Genomic DNA, 14322 nt, shown 5'->3' with positions numbered 1-14322 from the left:
GCACCGACCGGGCCACCGCCCCCTGACGTGCAGATTGTGTGGAAGTAACGGGCAGCTGAAGCGGAGTCGGGCGACTCTGTGCACCGTGACGCGTTCGTGTGCCATTACCCGTCCGGATGGCGGGTGGGCGAGCACCTTGACGAAGGCTTAGCATCCTCTGGTGTCCAAACTGACCGACGTGCCCAAACGGATCTTGATCGGGCGCGCACTGCGCAGCGACAGGCTCGCCGAGACCCTTCTCCCCAAGCGCATCGCACTCCCCGTCTTCGCCTCCGACCCGCTCTCCTCCGTGGCCTACGCGCCCGGCGAGGTGCTGCTCGTCCTCTCCGTGGCGGGGGTCTCCGCGTACCACTTCAGCCCCTGGATCGCGGTCGCGGTCGTGGTGCTGATGTTCACCGTCGTCGCGTCGTACCGGCAGAACGTGCACGCCTACCCGAGCGGCGGTGGCGACTACGAGGTCGCCACCACCAACCTCGGGCCGAAGGCCGGCCTGACCGTGGCCAGCGCGCTCCTCGTCGACTACGTCCTGACCGTCGCGGTCTCCATCTCCTCCGGAGTGGAAAACCTGGGCTCCGCGGTCCCGTTCGTCGTCGAGCACAAGACCTTGTGCGCCATCGCGATCATCGTGCTGCTGACGCTGATGAACCTGCGCGGCGTCAAGGAGTCCGGCAAGCTCTTCGCCATCCCCACGTACGTCTTCGTGGCTGGCGTCTTCGTCATGATCCTCTGGGGCGCGTTCCGCGGCCTGGTCCTCGGCGACACCATGAAGGCCCCCACCGCCGACTACACCATCCACGCCGAGCAGGGCGGACTCGCCGGCTTCGCGCTGATCTTCCTGCTGCTGCGCGCCTTCTCCTCCGGATGCGCCGCGCTCACCGGCGTCGAGGCGATCTCCAACGGCGTGCCCGCCTTCCGCAAGCCGAAGTCGAAGAACGCCGCGACCACCCTCGCCCTCATGGGCGGGCTGGCCGTCACCATGTTCTGCGGCATCATCGCGCTGGCCATGACCACGCACGTGCGGATGGCCGAGAACCCGGCCACCGACCTGCTCCACAACGGCCGTCCGATCGGCTCCGGTTACACCCAGAACCCGGTGATCTCGCAGGTCGCCGAGGCGGTCTTCGGCAAGGGCAGCTTCCTCTTCGTCATCCTGGCCGCGGCCACCGCGCTGGTCCTCTTCCTCGCCGCCAACACCGCCTACAACGGCTTCCCGTTGCTCGGCTCGATCCTCGCCCAGGACCGCTACCTGCCGCGCCAGTTGCACACCCGCGGCGATCGGCTGGCGTTCTCCAACGGCATCGTGCTGCTGGCCGGCGCCGCCACCGTCCTGGTCTACCTCTACGGCGCGGACTCCACCCGCCTGATCCAGCTCTACATCGTCGGCGTCTTCGTCTCCTTCACGCTCAGTCAGATCGGCATGGTCCGGCACTGGAACCGCCACCTGCGGACCGAGAAGGACCAGGCCAAGCGCCGCCGGATGCACCGCTCCCGCGCCATCAACGCCTTCGGCGCCTTCTTCACCGGCCTCGTCCTCGTCGTCGTGCTGCTGACGAAGTTCACCCACGGCGCCTGGGTCGCCCTCCTCGGCATGGTCATCTTCTTCGTCACGATGACCGCGATCCGCCGTCACTACGACCGGGTCTCCGACGAGATCGCCGCCCCCGACCTCCCCGACGACGAGGTCGTCCGCCCCTCCCGCGTCCACTCCATCGTCCTGGTCTCCAAGGTGCACAAGCCCACCCTGCGCGCCCTGAACTACGCCAAGCTGATGCGCTCGGACACCCTGGAAGCCGTCAGCGTCGACGTCGACCAGGCCGACACCCGCGTCCTGCGCGCCGAGTGGGAGCGCCGCGGCATAGAGGTGCCGCTGAAGGTCCTGGCCTCCCCGTACCGCGAGATCACCCGGCCGATCATCGACTACGTCAAGTCGCTGCGCCGGGAGAGCCCGCGCGATGCGGTCTCCGTCTACATCCCCGAGTACGTCGTCGGCCACTGGTACGAGCACCTGCTGCACAACCAGTCCGCGCTGCGCCTGAAGGGACGCCTCCTCTTCACTCCCGGCGTCATGGTCACCTCGGTGCCCTGGCAGTTGGACTCCTCCGAGGCCGCCAAGAAGCGCGCCCGCAAGCGCGCCGAGTGGAACGCCCCCGGCTCGGTCCGGCGCGGCCCGGTCTCCGCACCGAAGAAGGAAGCCGCGGCCACGAAGAAGTGACCCCGGCGCCGGCCCCCGCTCGGGGCCGGCGCACCGCATCACACCCCGTAGAATGGACGGCTGGTCTCCACCCGGAAGCCAGCCGTCACGGTTTCGCCCCACGCCTACCCAGGAGCTCCCCGCCATGCAGCCGGACACGCCGCCGGAATCCAGGAAGTCACTGGTCGGCGAGGAGTACGAGGTCGAGGTCGGCCCGGTCGCGCACGGCGGCCACTGCATCGCCCGCACCGAGGCCGGTCAGGTCCTCTTCGTCCGGCACGCGCTGCCCGGCGAACGGGTCCGCGCCCGCGTCACCGACGGCGAGGAGGGCGCCCGCTTCCTGCGCGCCGACGCCGTCGAGATCCTCGACGCCTCCAAGGACCGCGTCCCGGCGCCCTGCCCGTTCTCCGGCCCCGGCCGGTGCGGCGGCTGCGACTGGCAGCACGCCGCGCCCGGCGCCCAGCGCCGCCTCAAGGCCGCCGTCATCACGGAGCAGTTGGCGCGACTGGCCGGCCTCACCCCCGAGGAGAGCGGCTGGGACGGCACCGTCGAACCGGCCCCCGGCGACAAGGTCGCCAAGGGCGAGGTCCCGGCCTGGCGCACCCGCGTCCAGTACGCCGTGGACGCCGAGGGCCGCCCCGGCCTCCGCAAGCACCGCTCGCACGACATCGAGCCGGTCACCCACTGCATGATCGCAGCCCCCGGCGTCTCCGAACTCGGCATCGAGCAGCGCACCTGGCCGCAGATCGCCACCGTCGAGGCGATTGCCGCCACCGGCTCGCACGACCGCCAGGTCGTCCTCACCCCCCGCCCCGGCGGCCGCCTCCCGATCGTCGAACTCGACAAGCCGGTCTCCGTCCTTCGCATCGGCGAGAAGGACAAGGCCGTCCACCGCGTCCACGGCCGCCCCTTCGTCCGCGAACGCGCCGCCGGTCGCACCTGGCGGGTCGGCAACGGCGGCTTCTGGCAGGTCCATCCCAAGGCCGCCGACCTCCTAGTCGAGGCCGTCATGCAGGGCCTGATGCCCAAGAAGGGCGACATGGCCCTCGACCTCTACTGCGGCGTCGGCCTCTTCGCCGGCGCGCTCGCGGAGCGGGTGGGCGACAAGGGCGCGGTGCTCGGCATCGAAGCGAGCAAGCGCGCCGTCGAGGACGCCGAGCACAACCTCGCCGACCTCGACCGCGTCCGCATCGAGCGCGGCAAGGTGGAGCAGGTCCTCCCCCGCACCGGCATCACCGACGTCGACCTCGTCGTCCTCGACCCGCCCCGTGCCGGCGCCGGCAAGCAGACCGTCCAGCACCTCGCCACCCTCACCCCCCGCCGCATCGCCTACGTGGCCTGCGACCCGGCGGCCCTCGCCCGCGACCTCGCCTACTTCCGCGAGGCCGGCTACACCCCCCGCCGCATGCGCGCCTTCGACCTCTTCCCGATGACCCATCATGTGGAGTGCGTGGTGATCCTGGAATCGGCCAAGAAGGGGCGCTAACGGTCGCTAACGGGCGCTCGGCCGTGGGGTGTTGTGGGGGTGGCGGTTCAACTCGCCGATTGCGTTGGTGAGTTCACCGTCGCCCCGGCCCGGGGCGCTGAGGGCTACTTCGCCAACGCGCCCCCGCCCGCCCCGTCATTCACGTCGCCGCTGACGACCACGTCCCCAGTGCCATCTCCGCGGTGATGCCGGGGCCGAAGCCGGCCATGAGGCCGCGCTGGCCCTCCTTTGCTGACGCCTCGTCAAACATGCGGGCCAGTGCGTCCAGCACCACCGCGCTGGCTATGTTGCCGTACTCGGTCAGCGTCGCCCGGCTGAAGCGGAACGCCTCGCGGGGGACGCCGAGGAAACGGCTGAGGTCGTCGAGGATGCGTGGGCCGCCGGCGTGGACGATGTAGAAGTCCAAGTTGCCCGCGTCCCAGTGGTGTTCCTCGGCCAGCGCGCGGAGCGCCGGCGCGAGCGGCTCCATCGTTCCCGGGACCCGCTTGTCCAACTGGAAGTGGAATCCCGTGGAGCGCACCGCATACGAGATCCAGTCCTCGGTGTGCGGTATCAGGTAGGAGGCGTTCCGTTCGAGGTGGACGCCCGTGCCGCCCCTGCCGCGCATCACGGCCGCCGCGACCGCGTCCCCGAACAGGCCGTTGGACAGCAGCGATCCGACGCCCATGTCCGTGGGCTGGTAGCACAGCGAGCAGAACTCGCAGGCGACGAGCAGGACGTTGGCTTCCGGATAGGCACGGCAGAAGTCGTGCGCGCGGTTGATCGCGGCGCCTCCCGCGGCACAGCCGAGTTGAGCGATCGGGACCTGTCGGGTGTCCGACCGGAATCCCATGTGGTTGATGAGCCACGCCGTCAGCGCCGGCATCATGAAGCCGGTGCACGAGACGTAGACGATCAGGTCGATGTCCCGCGGCTCCAACTCCGCTTGGTCCAGCGCCTTGCGCACCACGGCGGGAACGCGCGCCTTGGACTCCTCCTCGTAGATGGCGCTGCGGGCGTCGAATCCGGGATGCTCCAGCACCTTGTCGATGGGCTGGATCAAGTGCCGACGCGCCACGCCCGTATGCTCGATGAGCCTCAGCACGAGCTTCAGCTGGGCGTGGTTGCCGTGCAGCTGCCGTGCCAGTTCGAGGGTGTCGTCCCTGGTGATGATGTATTCAGGGACCGCGATTGCCGGTTTGCACAAAACCGCCATCGGATGCACTCCTTGCAGACTGTGGTCCGCCCAGTGCTTTTTCTGCTCTGTAATTCGCGCTGTGGTCGCTTCCGTTGTCGGCCGGCGGAATCTCAGGAGAATCCTTCGGCCCGATGACACAGACCCCTGGAAGGACGCGAGCGGGCCATCCGTCGAAGAATGAACTTTCCCCGTGCAGATGGGTCATTCCTCGACCGTACGCCAGGGGAGTGAGTTCCGCATGCCGCGGTCGGGGTCGCGGTTTCCCGCGACCCCGGTACCTCACCACACCACCGGCAAGGCCAGTGGATAGCGCCAGATCGCGGTCTCGTTCCAGCGCACTTCCTCGGCCGGCTTCGCCAACTTCAGCTCCGGGAAGCGCTTCAACAACGTGCCGAGCGCCACCTGTATTTCGGTCAGGGCCAGCGGGGCACCCAGGCAGTGGTGTCCGCCCCAGCCGAATGTCATGTGGCCGGTGGTCTCGCGGGTCAGGTCCACCTCGTCGGGCCGCTCGAACTTCGCCGGGTCCCGGTTGGCCGTCAGGTACGAGACGTGCACGATGTCCCCGGCCCGGATCGTCACGCCGCTCAACTCGACGTCCTCCAGCGCGACTCGCGGGATGCCGACGCCCTTGCGGAACGGAATGAAGCGCAGCAGCTCCTCCAGCGCCTGAGGCAGCGCCTCGGGGTGCGCGCGCAGCATCTCCAGGTCCTTGGGCCGGGTCAGCAACATGTAGGAGAGGTTGCCGATCTCGTAGGTGGTGGTGTCCTGGCCGGTGATCAGGAGCACCATGGCCATGACGGTGAGCTCCTTCTCGTCTAGGACCTCGTCCCCGACGCGGGCCGTCGCCAGGGCGCTGATCAGGTCGTCACCCGGGTCGCGCCGGCGTCTCGCGGTCAACTCCTTGAAGTACTCCCGCATGTTCGCCTTGGCGTGGATGGCGTTTTCCTTGTTGTCGAGGCTGGTGTTCATCATCGTGCGGGCGTACGTGCGCAGCTGTGCGCGCTCGCCCTCCGGGATGTCCAGCACCTCGCAGATGGTCGTCAGCGGCAGCGGCGACGCGAGGTTCTCCATCAGGTCGCCCGGGGCCCCGTCCTCGACCATGCGGTCCAGCAGGTCGTCCACGGCACGCTGGGTGCGCGTCCGCATCCGCTCCACCTGCTTCGGGGCGAACGCCTTGGACACCAGGCTCCGCAGCCGGCTGCTCGCGGGCGGGTCCATCACGTTGATGGCCTCGTCCTGCACGATCGGCTCCGGTGTCATCCGCGGGAAGTCCCGCCCGACGATGGCGTGCCGGCTGAACCGCCGGTCCGTCGTCACCGTCCGCACGTCCTCGTACCGCGTGACCAACCATGCCTCGCCCTCGCCGTACGGCAGCCGAATGCGTGCGACGGGCTCTTCGGTCATGATCCGCCTGAGTGTCGGATCGAACTCCAACGCCTCGGCGTAATCGAACGGGCAATTCCAGACGCTGTTGTCGGCTTCCTGTGCCATTCCGAACTCCCGGGGTGAGAAGGACGGGTGCGTTTTGGTCGAATGTGCTGAGGAGAACTGAGGGGGAGCTGAGAGATGAGGCTTGAGCGGGGGGATCGGGGTTGAAGTGGAGGGGGAATTGTCGGGTGTGATGGGGCGAGCGCGAGGAGCGGAATTGCCGCCCGTGGATCGGACAGTCGAAGGGTGCGCATGCCCTCGCCGGCGGGCCGCAAAGGCGCTATTTCATCCCCGATATCGTACGTAGGCGCCTTGTGCTCCGCCTTGGCTGGCGAGGTGCGGCGCGGGCCGTCACGCCGTACGACGGTTTCGCGTCTCGCCGCCCCTTCACGCTGATTCCCGCCTCGTGCGGCGAACCGTGCGGGAGGACGTAGGCCGCTTTGTGATTACGCCGAATGGGTGATGAGCGATGGGTGGTGGTCGATGGGCGAGGTGTGGGGGGAGCGACAGTGGGGACCGTCGAGGCTTTCGCTGTCGGGCTGGTGGTGGGTGCGATGCCTCGTGGTGACTGCGTGGTCACTCTGGTTGCGGTTTGGTTGGCGGGGTGGAGCGGTGCCGCTCGACGACGGGTGTCTGCCCCTGCTTAATGGTCACGCATCGGCGTCTGCGTTGCCTTTCTGTGGCTGTGGCTGTGACTGTCGCTGTGGTTGCGGTCGCGGTTGTGTCTGGGGCCATGCCTGTATCGGGCTATATGTGATCTACGGGGGCATGGTCGGTGGCCGCCCGGTTCGGTCGGCCGGAGCCAGGGTTCGGGACCAGGCGTGAAGGGGTTCGGCGCTTACGTCCGTGTCGCCAACTTCGGTCGGAGAGTGGTCAATCCGTCTGGTGGGCGTCTCGGGCCGCGTCCACGAAGTTCTCCAGCGCCTTCCAGAAGGGTCTATATGCGGCGTCGAACTCCTCGCGACAGTCCTTGCCTTCGGCCGTGCCCGGCCGAAGCGCATCGTAGAAGGGACCGGTGGCCTTCTGGAGGGCGAGCGCCGCGGCTGCGGCCGCGGGCGGGCCCTCCAACTCGACGACCCGTGTGCAGCGTCGGATCTTCGCGTACTCCGCGACTTCTCGGTCGAGTAGCGCGTCGAGCCGGGTGGCCCGCTCTGCGGAGGACGGCTCCCGCAGCTCCGCTGAGATCTCCCAGTACAACTCGCCGATCCGGTGGGTCTGTTCGATCAGGTCCAGGTAAGCGGTGCGCCGACTCTCCCGTAGGCGCTCGGCTCGCTGCGAGCGTGCCGCGGTCTCCGCCTGTATGCGAGCAGCCCGCGTACTGCCGCGGCTGGTTACCCAACTGGCCAGTACCGCCGTACCGCCCGTCACTGCCGCGATGGCCAGAGTCCACACCGTGCTGTCGCCCACGCGGCGTCACGATACCCATCGCGGCTTCCGCCGGCCGCCACCGGTACGTCGGTCCCGGCATCGCTCCGTACGTGCTCATGCCCCCAGCCACCTTCGTACTTACGTCAGTTACCTCCGCCGTTACAACAACTGTGTCTGTTGCGGCCATATTCATGTTCTTCATTGCTGCCTCCTCGGTCTTCCCGTCTGCGTCTTCCGTGGGCCTTTGCTGTCGTGTATCGCCGTTCCTCGTCCTGACTCATCTGTCCCCGCGCCCGCACCCACCCACCCGCTCACCAACCCTGATCCGCCCCTGAGCGGACCCTGAGCCCCACCCGAACCCCGACCCTGACGTTGACCCCAACTCCCCTTCCACGCACCGGTGCATGGCCACCCACGCACCCGTAGAGTCCCGGCATGGCAGCACTGAACGCTCTCCTCCCCGCCGCGGCCGTGCGCCTGGACGTGTCCGTGTCGGACTGGCGGGCCGCGATCCGGACGGCCGGTGGGCTGCTGGTGGACAGCGGCGCGACGACGGCCGCGTACACCGCCGAGATGATCGAGAACGTGGCGGAGAACGGTCCGTACATCGTGATTGCGCCCGGCTTCGCCCTGGCGCACGCCCGCCCCTCGCCCGCGGTGCTCCGGACCGGGATGTCGTGGGTCCGTCCGGCGGCGCCGGTGGAGTTCGGGCATGCGACGAACGATCCGGTGCGCCTCGTCGTCGCCCTCGCGGCGCGGGACCAGGGCGCGCATACGGCGGCGCTCGCGGCCCTGGCGCGACTGCTCGATGATCCTGGTACCGCCCGAGCACTGCGGGAGGCCCCCGATGCTGAGGGCGTGCGCAGGTTGCTCGCCGGTCCTGATGCGCACCACCAACGGGACGACGCGGCCGAAGTCCCTGCCGTAGACGGGGGCCGCGCCGTCCACCGGATTCTGACGGTCTGCGGTAACGGGCTCGGTACCAGCCTCTTCCTCAAGTCCACTCTGGAGCGGGTGCTCGACCACTGGGGCTGGAGCCGTCACGTCACCGTGGAGGCGACCGACACCATTTCCGCCAGGGGCAGGGCGACGGAGGCCGTCGCCATCCTCACCTCCCGTGAGATCGCCGGGACGTTGGGTGAGACCGGCGTTCCGGTCGCGGTCGTGGCGGACTTCACCAGTACCAGGGAGGTCGACCGCGTGCTCCGCGGCCTCTACGACGTGTGACGCCGACGCTGTCCGAGGTTGTCCAAGTCCATCTGGGACAAGGGGGAGTTCATGACCGTGCCGCGGTCCGTCGCCACGTTCCTCGTCAACGAAGTGCTCAGCCGGCCGGCCTGTTTGATTGGCCTGATCACCGCGGCGGGGCTGATCGCGCTGCGAAAGTCCGTCGGGCAGATCGTCGGTGGCGCACTCAAGGCCACGCTCGGCTTTCTGCTCATCGGGGCCGGTGCGACCCTGGTCGTCGGCGCGTTGGGGCCGCTGGGCGGCATGATCCAGGGCGCTACCGGGGCGCAGGGGGTGATCCCGGCCAACGAGGCGATCGTCGGCATCGCTCAGGAGCGGTTCGGTGCCCGGGTTGCCTGGCTGATGATCCTGGGGTTCGTCGTCGCCCTCCTGCTGGCCCGGTTTACGCCCCTGCGGTACGTCTTCCTCACTGGGCATCACATCCTGTTCATGGCCACGCTGTTGACGATGGTGTTGAGCGCGGCCGGTCAGCCGGCGCCGATGGTGATCGCCGTTGGTGCTGTCCTGTTGGGCATCCTGTTGGTGGCCATGCCCGCGTTCGCCCACCCCTGGACCAAGCGCGTCACGGGCGACAACTCCATTGCCATCGGCCACTTCGGCACCGCCGGTTACATACTCGCGGGCGTCACCGGGCGACTCGTCGGCCGCCGCAGTCGCAGCACCGAGGAGTGGAAACTGCCCGAGGGCCTGCGGTTCCTACGGGATTCGATGGTTGCCACGGCCTTGTCCATGGCGTTGATCTACGTGGTCATGGCCCTCGTCTACCTGGCCAACGCCGGCCGATCCACTGCCTTCAAGGCATTTGCCGCCGCTGCCGGAGGCGAGGGTGCGGCCCGCGACCTCGGCAACTACCTCATGCAATCCGTCATGCAGGGACTGCAATTCGGCATCGCGGTCGCGGTGATCCTCTTCGGGGTCCGCACGATCCTGGGCGAACTGGTGCCTGCATTTCAGGGCATTGCCGGCAAGGTGGTGCCCGGCGCGGTACCGGCCCTGGACGCGCCGATCGTGTTCCCGTACGCCCAGAACGCGGTATTGATCGGCTTCCTCGCCAGTTTCACCGGGGGCCTGGCCGGCCTCGCTCTGCTGGCCTGGGTGCTCCATCCCGCCATTGGGCTCGCGCTCGTTCTGCCCGGCCTCGTACCGCACTTCTTCACGGGCGGCGCGGCCGGCGTCTACGGGAACGCGACGGGCGGCCGGCGCGGTGCGATCGTCGGCGCCTTCCTGAACGGCGTGCTGATCACCTTCCTGCCGGCGCTGCTGCTCACCTCGCTCGGTGCGTTCGGCAAGGCCAACACCACCTTCGGTGACGCCGACTTCGGCTGGTTCGGCACGCTCATCGGCTATGCGGCCAAGGTGGGGCCCAGCGGTGGGGCCGTCGCCATGGTGGTCATCGGCGCGGGTGTACTGGTCGGCGCGATCGTCTTCCAGCGGCGGGTGGTGGAGCGGGGGTGGGACCCAGGTGGCGGGCGGATCGCTGCCGGGTCCGTTACGGGGGCGTCGACGGCTGCCGATGGGGCTGGAGCGGGTGCTGAGGTTCCGCTCCGTCGGCACCCCAAGATCGCGCCGCCCGTAGGTGCGCCGGCCCCACCACCGCCCCTGGGCGACTGACCGCAGGAGCAAACGACCAAGTGAACGACCGGCTCACTGGTCCGGCGATCAATGGGACGGCTGGGCCGGCTGGGGCGGTTGGGGCCGGCTGGTCGGCAGGCCGTGGTCGGTCCGTCGGATCTCGGCGTGGAGTTCTGTTGCCTGCGGTGTGGGCAGGCGATGTCCGGTGTCTTTGGGCCTGGGCGCCTCGATAGGTCGCGCCCCTCAGCGCGGCGCGCGGGTCGGGCTCCTTGTGCCTGGCGATGGAGCGCCGTGCTACTCGGGGCCTTCCTCGTGATCGGCCTGCCCACAGGCGCTTTGTGCTGCCCCGTTTGGTCAGTGTCCGCCCTACTGCATTGCCTCCGTCTCAGAGCTAAAGTCGACGTATGGCCACAGGGGACCTCCCCGATGAGTTGGCTGACGTACTGGCCGGGATCCAGCGGCTGATCCGCCGGCGGCTGCGTCCCGGCATGCCCGAGCCCAGGCTGCGGGGCGCGCAGGTCGAACTCCTGCGGCTGGTCGCAGCCCGACCCGGCATCCGGGTTTCTGCCGCCGCGCAGGAGCTTTACCTGGCGGGCAACTCGGTCTCCACACTGGTCAACGAGCTCAGTCGGGCCGGCTATCTACGCCGTGAGACCGATCCTGTTGATCGGCGCTCGGCCCAGCTCTTCCCCACACCAGAGGCGCGGGCACGGCTGCGCGACTGGGAGGCCCGTCGCAGCGCGCTCGTCCACGAACAGGTCGCCCGCCTCCCCGAGGCCGACCGGGCGGCATTGGAGGCCGCTCTTCCGGCGCTGCGCCGGCTCGCCCACAACCTGCACCAGCAGACGGAGGGACCATGACCAGCGACGACCCCGGCCGGACGGTGCCGCCCACCGCTACGGGTGAGCTCCAGCAAACCGCCGGTGCACCGGCGGAGGCCGCCGAACAAGCGGCCCCAACAGCCGCCCCCGCCCCGGATGCCCTCTCCTGCCACGCACTGCGCTATGCCTTCGGCGAGACCAGGGCCGTGGACGGAGTGGACCTCGCCGTCCGGCCCGGCGAGGTCTTCGGCCTGCTCGGACCGAACGGCGCAGGCAAGACCACCGCCATCCGCTGCATCACCACCTTGCTGCCTGTTCCGGCGGGCATGGTGCGGGTCTTCGGACATGACGCGGCGCGGGAACGGATGGCCGTGCGGCGCCTCCTGGGCTATGTGCCGCAGCAGTTGTCCGCCGACGCCGGGCTCACCGGCCGGGAGAACGTCGCGCTGTTCGCCCGGGTCTTCGACGTGCCGCGCCGCGAGCGCGCCGCCCGTGTCACCCAGGCACTGGAGGCCGTCAACCTCACCGACGCCGCGAACCGGCTCGCCAAGACCTACTCCGGCGGCATGATCCGCCGCCTGGAACTCGCCCAGGCCCTGGTCAGCGCGCCTCGCCTGTTGATGCTCGACGAACCGACGATCGGTCTCGACCCGATCGCCCGCACCAATGTCTGGGAGCACATCAACGCGGTGCGCGCAGCCACCGGCATGACTGTCCTGGTTACCACCCACTACATGGACGAGGCCGAGCAGTACTGCGACCGCGTCGCCCTGATGCACCGCGGTCGGATCCGCGCCCTGGGCACGCCCGGCGAACTCCGTTCCGCCCTGCGCGCCCGCCGCGCCCGTGCCGAGCAGCCCGCGAGCGCAACCACCGAATCCGCGGCGTCCGCGACCGCGACGTCTGTGACCGCAGCGTCCGCGTCCCGTCCCGCTCCCTCGTCCCATACGGAGCCGACGCTGGAGGACGTCTTCCGGGACGTCGCCGGCACCGGCCTCGACGAGCAGTCAGGAGACTTCCGCGATGTCCGGAGTACCCGTCGCACCGCGGCCCGGGTCGGCTGAAGCCACCGCCGCCGCACGCCACTTGGACCTGCTACTGGCCCCGCCGCGCGCCCGTACCGGCTGGCGGGTACTGCCCGCCAGAGTCGCCGCGATGTGTGTGGTCGAGCTGCAGAAGCTCCGCCACGACCGCACCGAGCTCTACACCCGCGCCGTCCAACCCGCCCTCTGGCTCGTGGTCTTCGGTGAGACCTTCACGCGTATCAAGGCCATCCCCACAGGTGGCACCCCCTATATCGACTATCTGGCGCCCGGGATCATCGCCCAGTCCGCCATGTTCATCGCGATCTTCTACGGGATCATGATCATCTGGGAGCGGGACGCCGGCATCCTCACCAAACTGCTGGTCACTCCCACCCCGCGGTCCGCCCTGATTGCGGGCAAGGCTTTTGCCGCGGGAGTGAAGGCGCTGCTCCAGGCAGTTGTGGTGATCCTCATTGCCGCGCTCCTCGGCGTGGCCATGACGTGGAACCCGCTGCGCCTGCTCGGCGTTGCCGTCGCCGTGATCCTCGGCTCGGCCTTCTTCTCCTGTCTGTCGATGACGATCGCCGGCATCGTGCTGACCCGTGACCGCCTGATGGGCATCGGCCAGGCCATCACCATGCCGCTCTTCTTCGCCTCCAACGCCCTCTATCCCGTGGCCGTCATGCCTGGATGGCTACAAGTCATCAGTAGATTCAACCCCCTCAGCTATCAGGTCGAAGCGCTCCGCGGACTGCTTCTGGGCACCCCCTCTCATCTGGCCCTCGACTTCGCTGTGCTCGTCGGCGCCGCGGCCGCCGGCATCGCCGCCGCATCCTCACTCCTCGGTCGTCTGGCACGTTGACTCGTCTGCCGCCGTCGCACCCCAGCGAACGGGCGGGCGCACTTCCCGGACACTTCCCGGGCGGCCGGGCTGACCCGGCCGTCGATTCCCTTCCGAAACAGGCACGTTGTGTACTCATGCCCCCACCGTAAGTGGCGCCACTGACAATGGCCTCGGCCAGCGGAAATGCCTGACGCGTCGCCGTTTTCGAGCGCCCTCCTCGCGGGTGGGGCGGCTGCCGCGATCGCGCGGAGGTCGGCCCCTCGCGCGTCCGCTGCACTGAACGCCGGCCATGGATCCAGGTGTTGAAGGTGGGAGTGTGGTTCGTGGCTGAGGGCGCTGTGCGGAAGTGGGGCGGTGCCGCCCCGTCGCATTGGCTGCTGAGAGTCCGTCCCCGTGGTGAACGCCGTGTCCTCCACCGTGGATTGTGGCGATGTCCCCGTTCGTCCAGCGCAACTCACGCCTGCTCAAGGGTGGCTGCCCTGGGGTGCGCTGAGTCCAAGTCAGTTGACTCGCCGCCACGCCGGGGTGCTCTCGACCTCTGTCGCAAGGGAGGATGAACGGGCATACACAAACTCGATCCGGCAGTTCTGCCCAGCTGTCCGCACTGGTCAGGGCTATGAGGCAGGATGGGAGTGGCTGCGGCGCCGCGTGTGTCGCAGTCAGCGACGTTTGTAGGTTTATCTCTAGAATCGTGCGATGCACATAACGCAGAAGGCCAGCGCTCCACTGGGTGAGGTGATTCGGTGAACGGCCCCGATGCCACCGACGAGCAGTGGGAAGGGCTCGCCGAAGTCGTACCGCTACGCGGCGGCAGTGAATGGCCCTCCTGGCCCGCCCACCGGGCCCTTCCGGACGACGAACCGACCGAGGAGACACGGCGGTTCATCGTCATCCGCGTGCAGACCTTCGCGGACGCCAGGGAAGTGGCCGAGTACCTCATGGCGCAGCTTCCGGTCCTGTTGGACCTCAGCAGTGCCGACACCGATGTCGCCAAGCGCATCCTGGACTTCGCCAGCGGGGTCGTCTTCGGGCTCGGCAGTGGCATGCACCGCGTGGACACCAATGTGTTCCTGTTGGCGCCGGTCGGCACCGAGGTTGCGGAGCCGGCGGCGGGCACCGTCCCCCGTTCGTAGGAAGAGCAGTTGGGCGTAACGGTTCTCCG

At 68.9% G+C, this 14322-nt stretch carries 11 protein-coding genes; 8 read left to right on the top strand and 3 right to left on the bottom strand.

Annotated features, from left to right (window positions below):
- Window positions 1–160 precede the first annotated feature (160 nt).
- Both ACFVFQ_RS12625 and ACFVFQ_RS12620 read left to right on the top strand, forming a co-directional pair.
- Window positions 161–2212 carry an APC family permease gene (locus tag ACFVFQ_RS12625; RefSeq protein ID WP_383413331.1) on the top strand — a complete coding sequence of 684 codons (2052 nt, stop codon included), beginning with the start codon at window positions 161–163 and terminating at the stop codon, window positions 2210–2212.
- Window positions 2213–2336: 124 nt separating this feature from the next.
- A complete protein-coding gene (locus tag ACFVFQ_RS12620) occupies window positions 2337–3677 on the top strand; it encodes a class I SAM-dependent RNA methyltransferase (RefSeq protein WP_383413328.1) in 1341 nt (446 codons plus the stop codon).
- Between the two features lie 139 nt (window positions 3678–3816).
- Here ACFVFQ_RS12620 and ACFVFQ_RS12615 read toward each other — a convergent pair whose 3' ends face one another.
- The 3 genes from ACFVFQ_RS12615 to ACFVFQ_RS12605 all read right to left on the bottom strand — a co-directional run bounded on the left by ACFVFQ_RS12615 (window position 3817) and on the right by ACFVFQ_RS12605 (window position 7689).
- A complete protein-coding gene (locus ACFVFQ_RS12615) occupies window positions 3817–4872 on the bottom strand; it encodes a type III polyketide synthase (RefSeq protein WP_383413325.1) in 1056 nt (351 codons plus the stop codon).
- Between the two features lie 261 nt (window positions 4873–5133).
- Complete coding sequence (locus ACFVFQ_RS12610; protein WP_383413322.1) at window positions 5134–6345, bottom strand: cytochrome P450; 1212 nt, start codon at window positions 6343–6345, stop codon at window positions 5134–5136.
- Between the two features lie 810 nt (window positions 6346–7155).
- Window positions 7156–7689: a hypothetical protein gene (locus tag ACFVFQ_RS12605; RefSeq protein WP_383413320.1), complete on the bottom strand. Its 534-nt coding sequence runs from the start codon at window positions 7687–7689 to the stop codon at window positions 7156–7158.
- Between the two features lie 396 nt (window positions 7690–8085).
- Between ACFVFQ_RS12605 and ACFVFQ_RS12600 the strand changes: the two genes are divergently transcribed.
- The 6 genes from ACFVFQ_RS12600 to ACFVFQ_RS12575 all read left to right on the top strand — a co-directional run bounded on the left by ACFVFQ_RS12600 (window position 8086) and on the right by ACFVFQ_RS12575 (window position 14293).
- Entirely contained in the window at window positions 8086–8877 is a 792-nt protein-coding gene (locus tag ACFVFQ_RS12600) for a PTS sugar transporter subunit IIA (protein WP_383413317.1), read from the top strand.
- Between the two features lie 51 nt (window positions 8878–8928).
- Window positions 8929–10509, top strand: a complete 1581-nt coding sequence (locus ACFVFQ_RS12595) for a PTS ascorbate transporter subunit IIC (RefSeq protein ID WP_383413314.1) — start codon at window positions 8929–8931, stop codon at window positions 10507–10509.
- Window positions 10510–10874: 365 nt separating this feature from the next.
- Window positions 10875–11330, top strand: coding sequence for a MarR family winged helix-turn-helix transcriptional regulator (locus tag ACFVFQ_RS12590; protein ID WP_383413311.1), 456 nt, complete (start codon window positions 10875–10877; stop codon window positions 11328–11330).
- A complete protein-coding gene (locus tag ACFVFQ_RS12585) occupies window positions 11327–12355 on the top strand; it encodes an ATP-binding cassette domain-containing protein (protein ID WP_383413308.1) in 1029 nt (342 codons plus the stop codon). The genes ACFVFQ_RS12590 and ACFVFQ_RS12585 overlap by 4 nt, the downstream gene beginning before the upstream one ends.
- Window positions 12315–13178: an ABC transporter permease gene (locus ACFVFQ_RS12580; RefSeq protein WP_383413305.1), complete on the top strand. Its 864-nt coding sequence runs from the start codon at window positions 12315–12317 to the stop codon at window positions 13176–13178. Before ACFVFQ_RS12585 ends, ACFVFQ_RS12580 begins: the two co-directional genes overlap by 41 nt.
- A 725-nt stretch (window positions 13179–13903) precedes the next feature.
- Window positions 13904–14293, top strand: coding sequence for a cell division protein SepF (locus ACFVFQ_RS12575; protein WP_383413301.1), 390 nt, complete (start codon window positions 13904–13906; stop codon window positions 14291–14293).
- Window positions 14294–14322: the final 29 nt, after the last annotated feature.

The sequence above is a fragment of the Streptomyces sp. NPDC057743 genome (assembly GCF_042798755.1).
Lineage (GTDB): Bacteria > Actinomycetota > Actinomycetes > Streptomycetales > Streptomycetaceae > Streptomyces.
This window is presented reverse-complemented; position numbering and strand designations above follow the sequence as displayed.

Bases quoted from the DNA above. Each gene is read 5' to 3' on its own strand.
- ACFVFQ_RS12585 (WP_383413308.1), top strand. From the start codon at position 11,327: ATGACCAGCGACGACCCCGGCCGGACGGTGCCGCCCACCGCTACGGGT.
- ACFVFQ_RS12600 (WP_383413317.1), top strand. From the start codon at position 8,086: ATGGCAGCACTGAACGCTCTCCTCCCCGCCGCGGCCGTGCGCCTGGAC.
- ACFVFQ_RS12595 (WP_383413314.1), top strand. From the start codon at position 8,929: ATGACCGTGCCGCGGTCCGTCGCCACGTTCCTCGTCAACGAAGTGCTC.
- ACFVFQ_RS12610 (WP_383413322.1), bottom strand. From the start codon at position 6,345: ATGGCACAGGAAGCCGACAACAGCGTCTGGAATTGCCCGTTCGATTAC.
- ACFVFQ_RS12580 (WP_383413305.1), top strand. From the start codon at position 12,315: ATGTCCGGAGTACCCGTCGCACCGCGGCCCGGGTCGGCTGAAGCCACC.
- ACFVFQ_RS12620 (WP_383413328.1), top strand. From the start codon at position 2,337: ATGCAGCCGGACACGCCGCCGGAATCCAGGAAGTCACTGGTCGGCGAG.
- ACFVFQ_RS12590 (WP_383413311.1), top strand. From the start codon at position 10,875: ATGGCCACAGGGGACCTCCCCGATGAGTTGGCTGACGTACTGGCCGGG.
- ACFVFQ_RS12615 (WP_383413325.1), bottom strand. From the start codon at position 4,872: ATGGCGGTTTTGTGCAAACCGGCAATCGCGGTCCCTGAATACATCATC.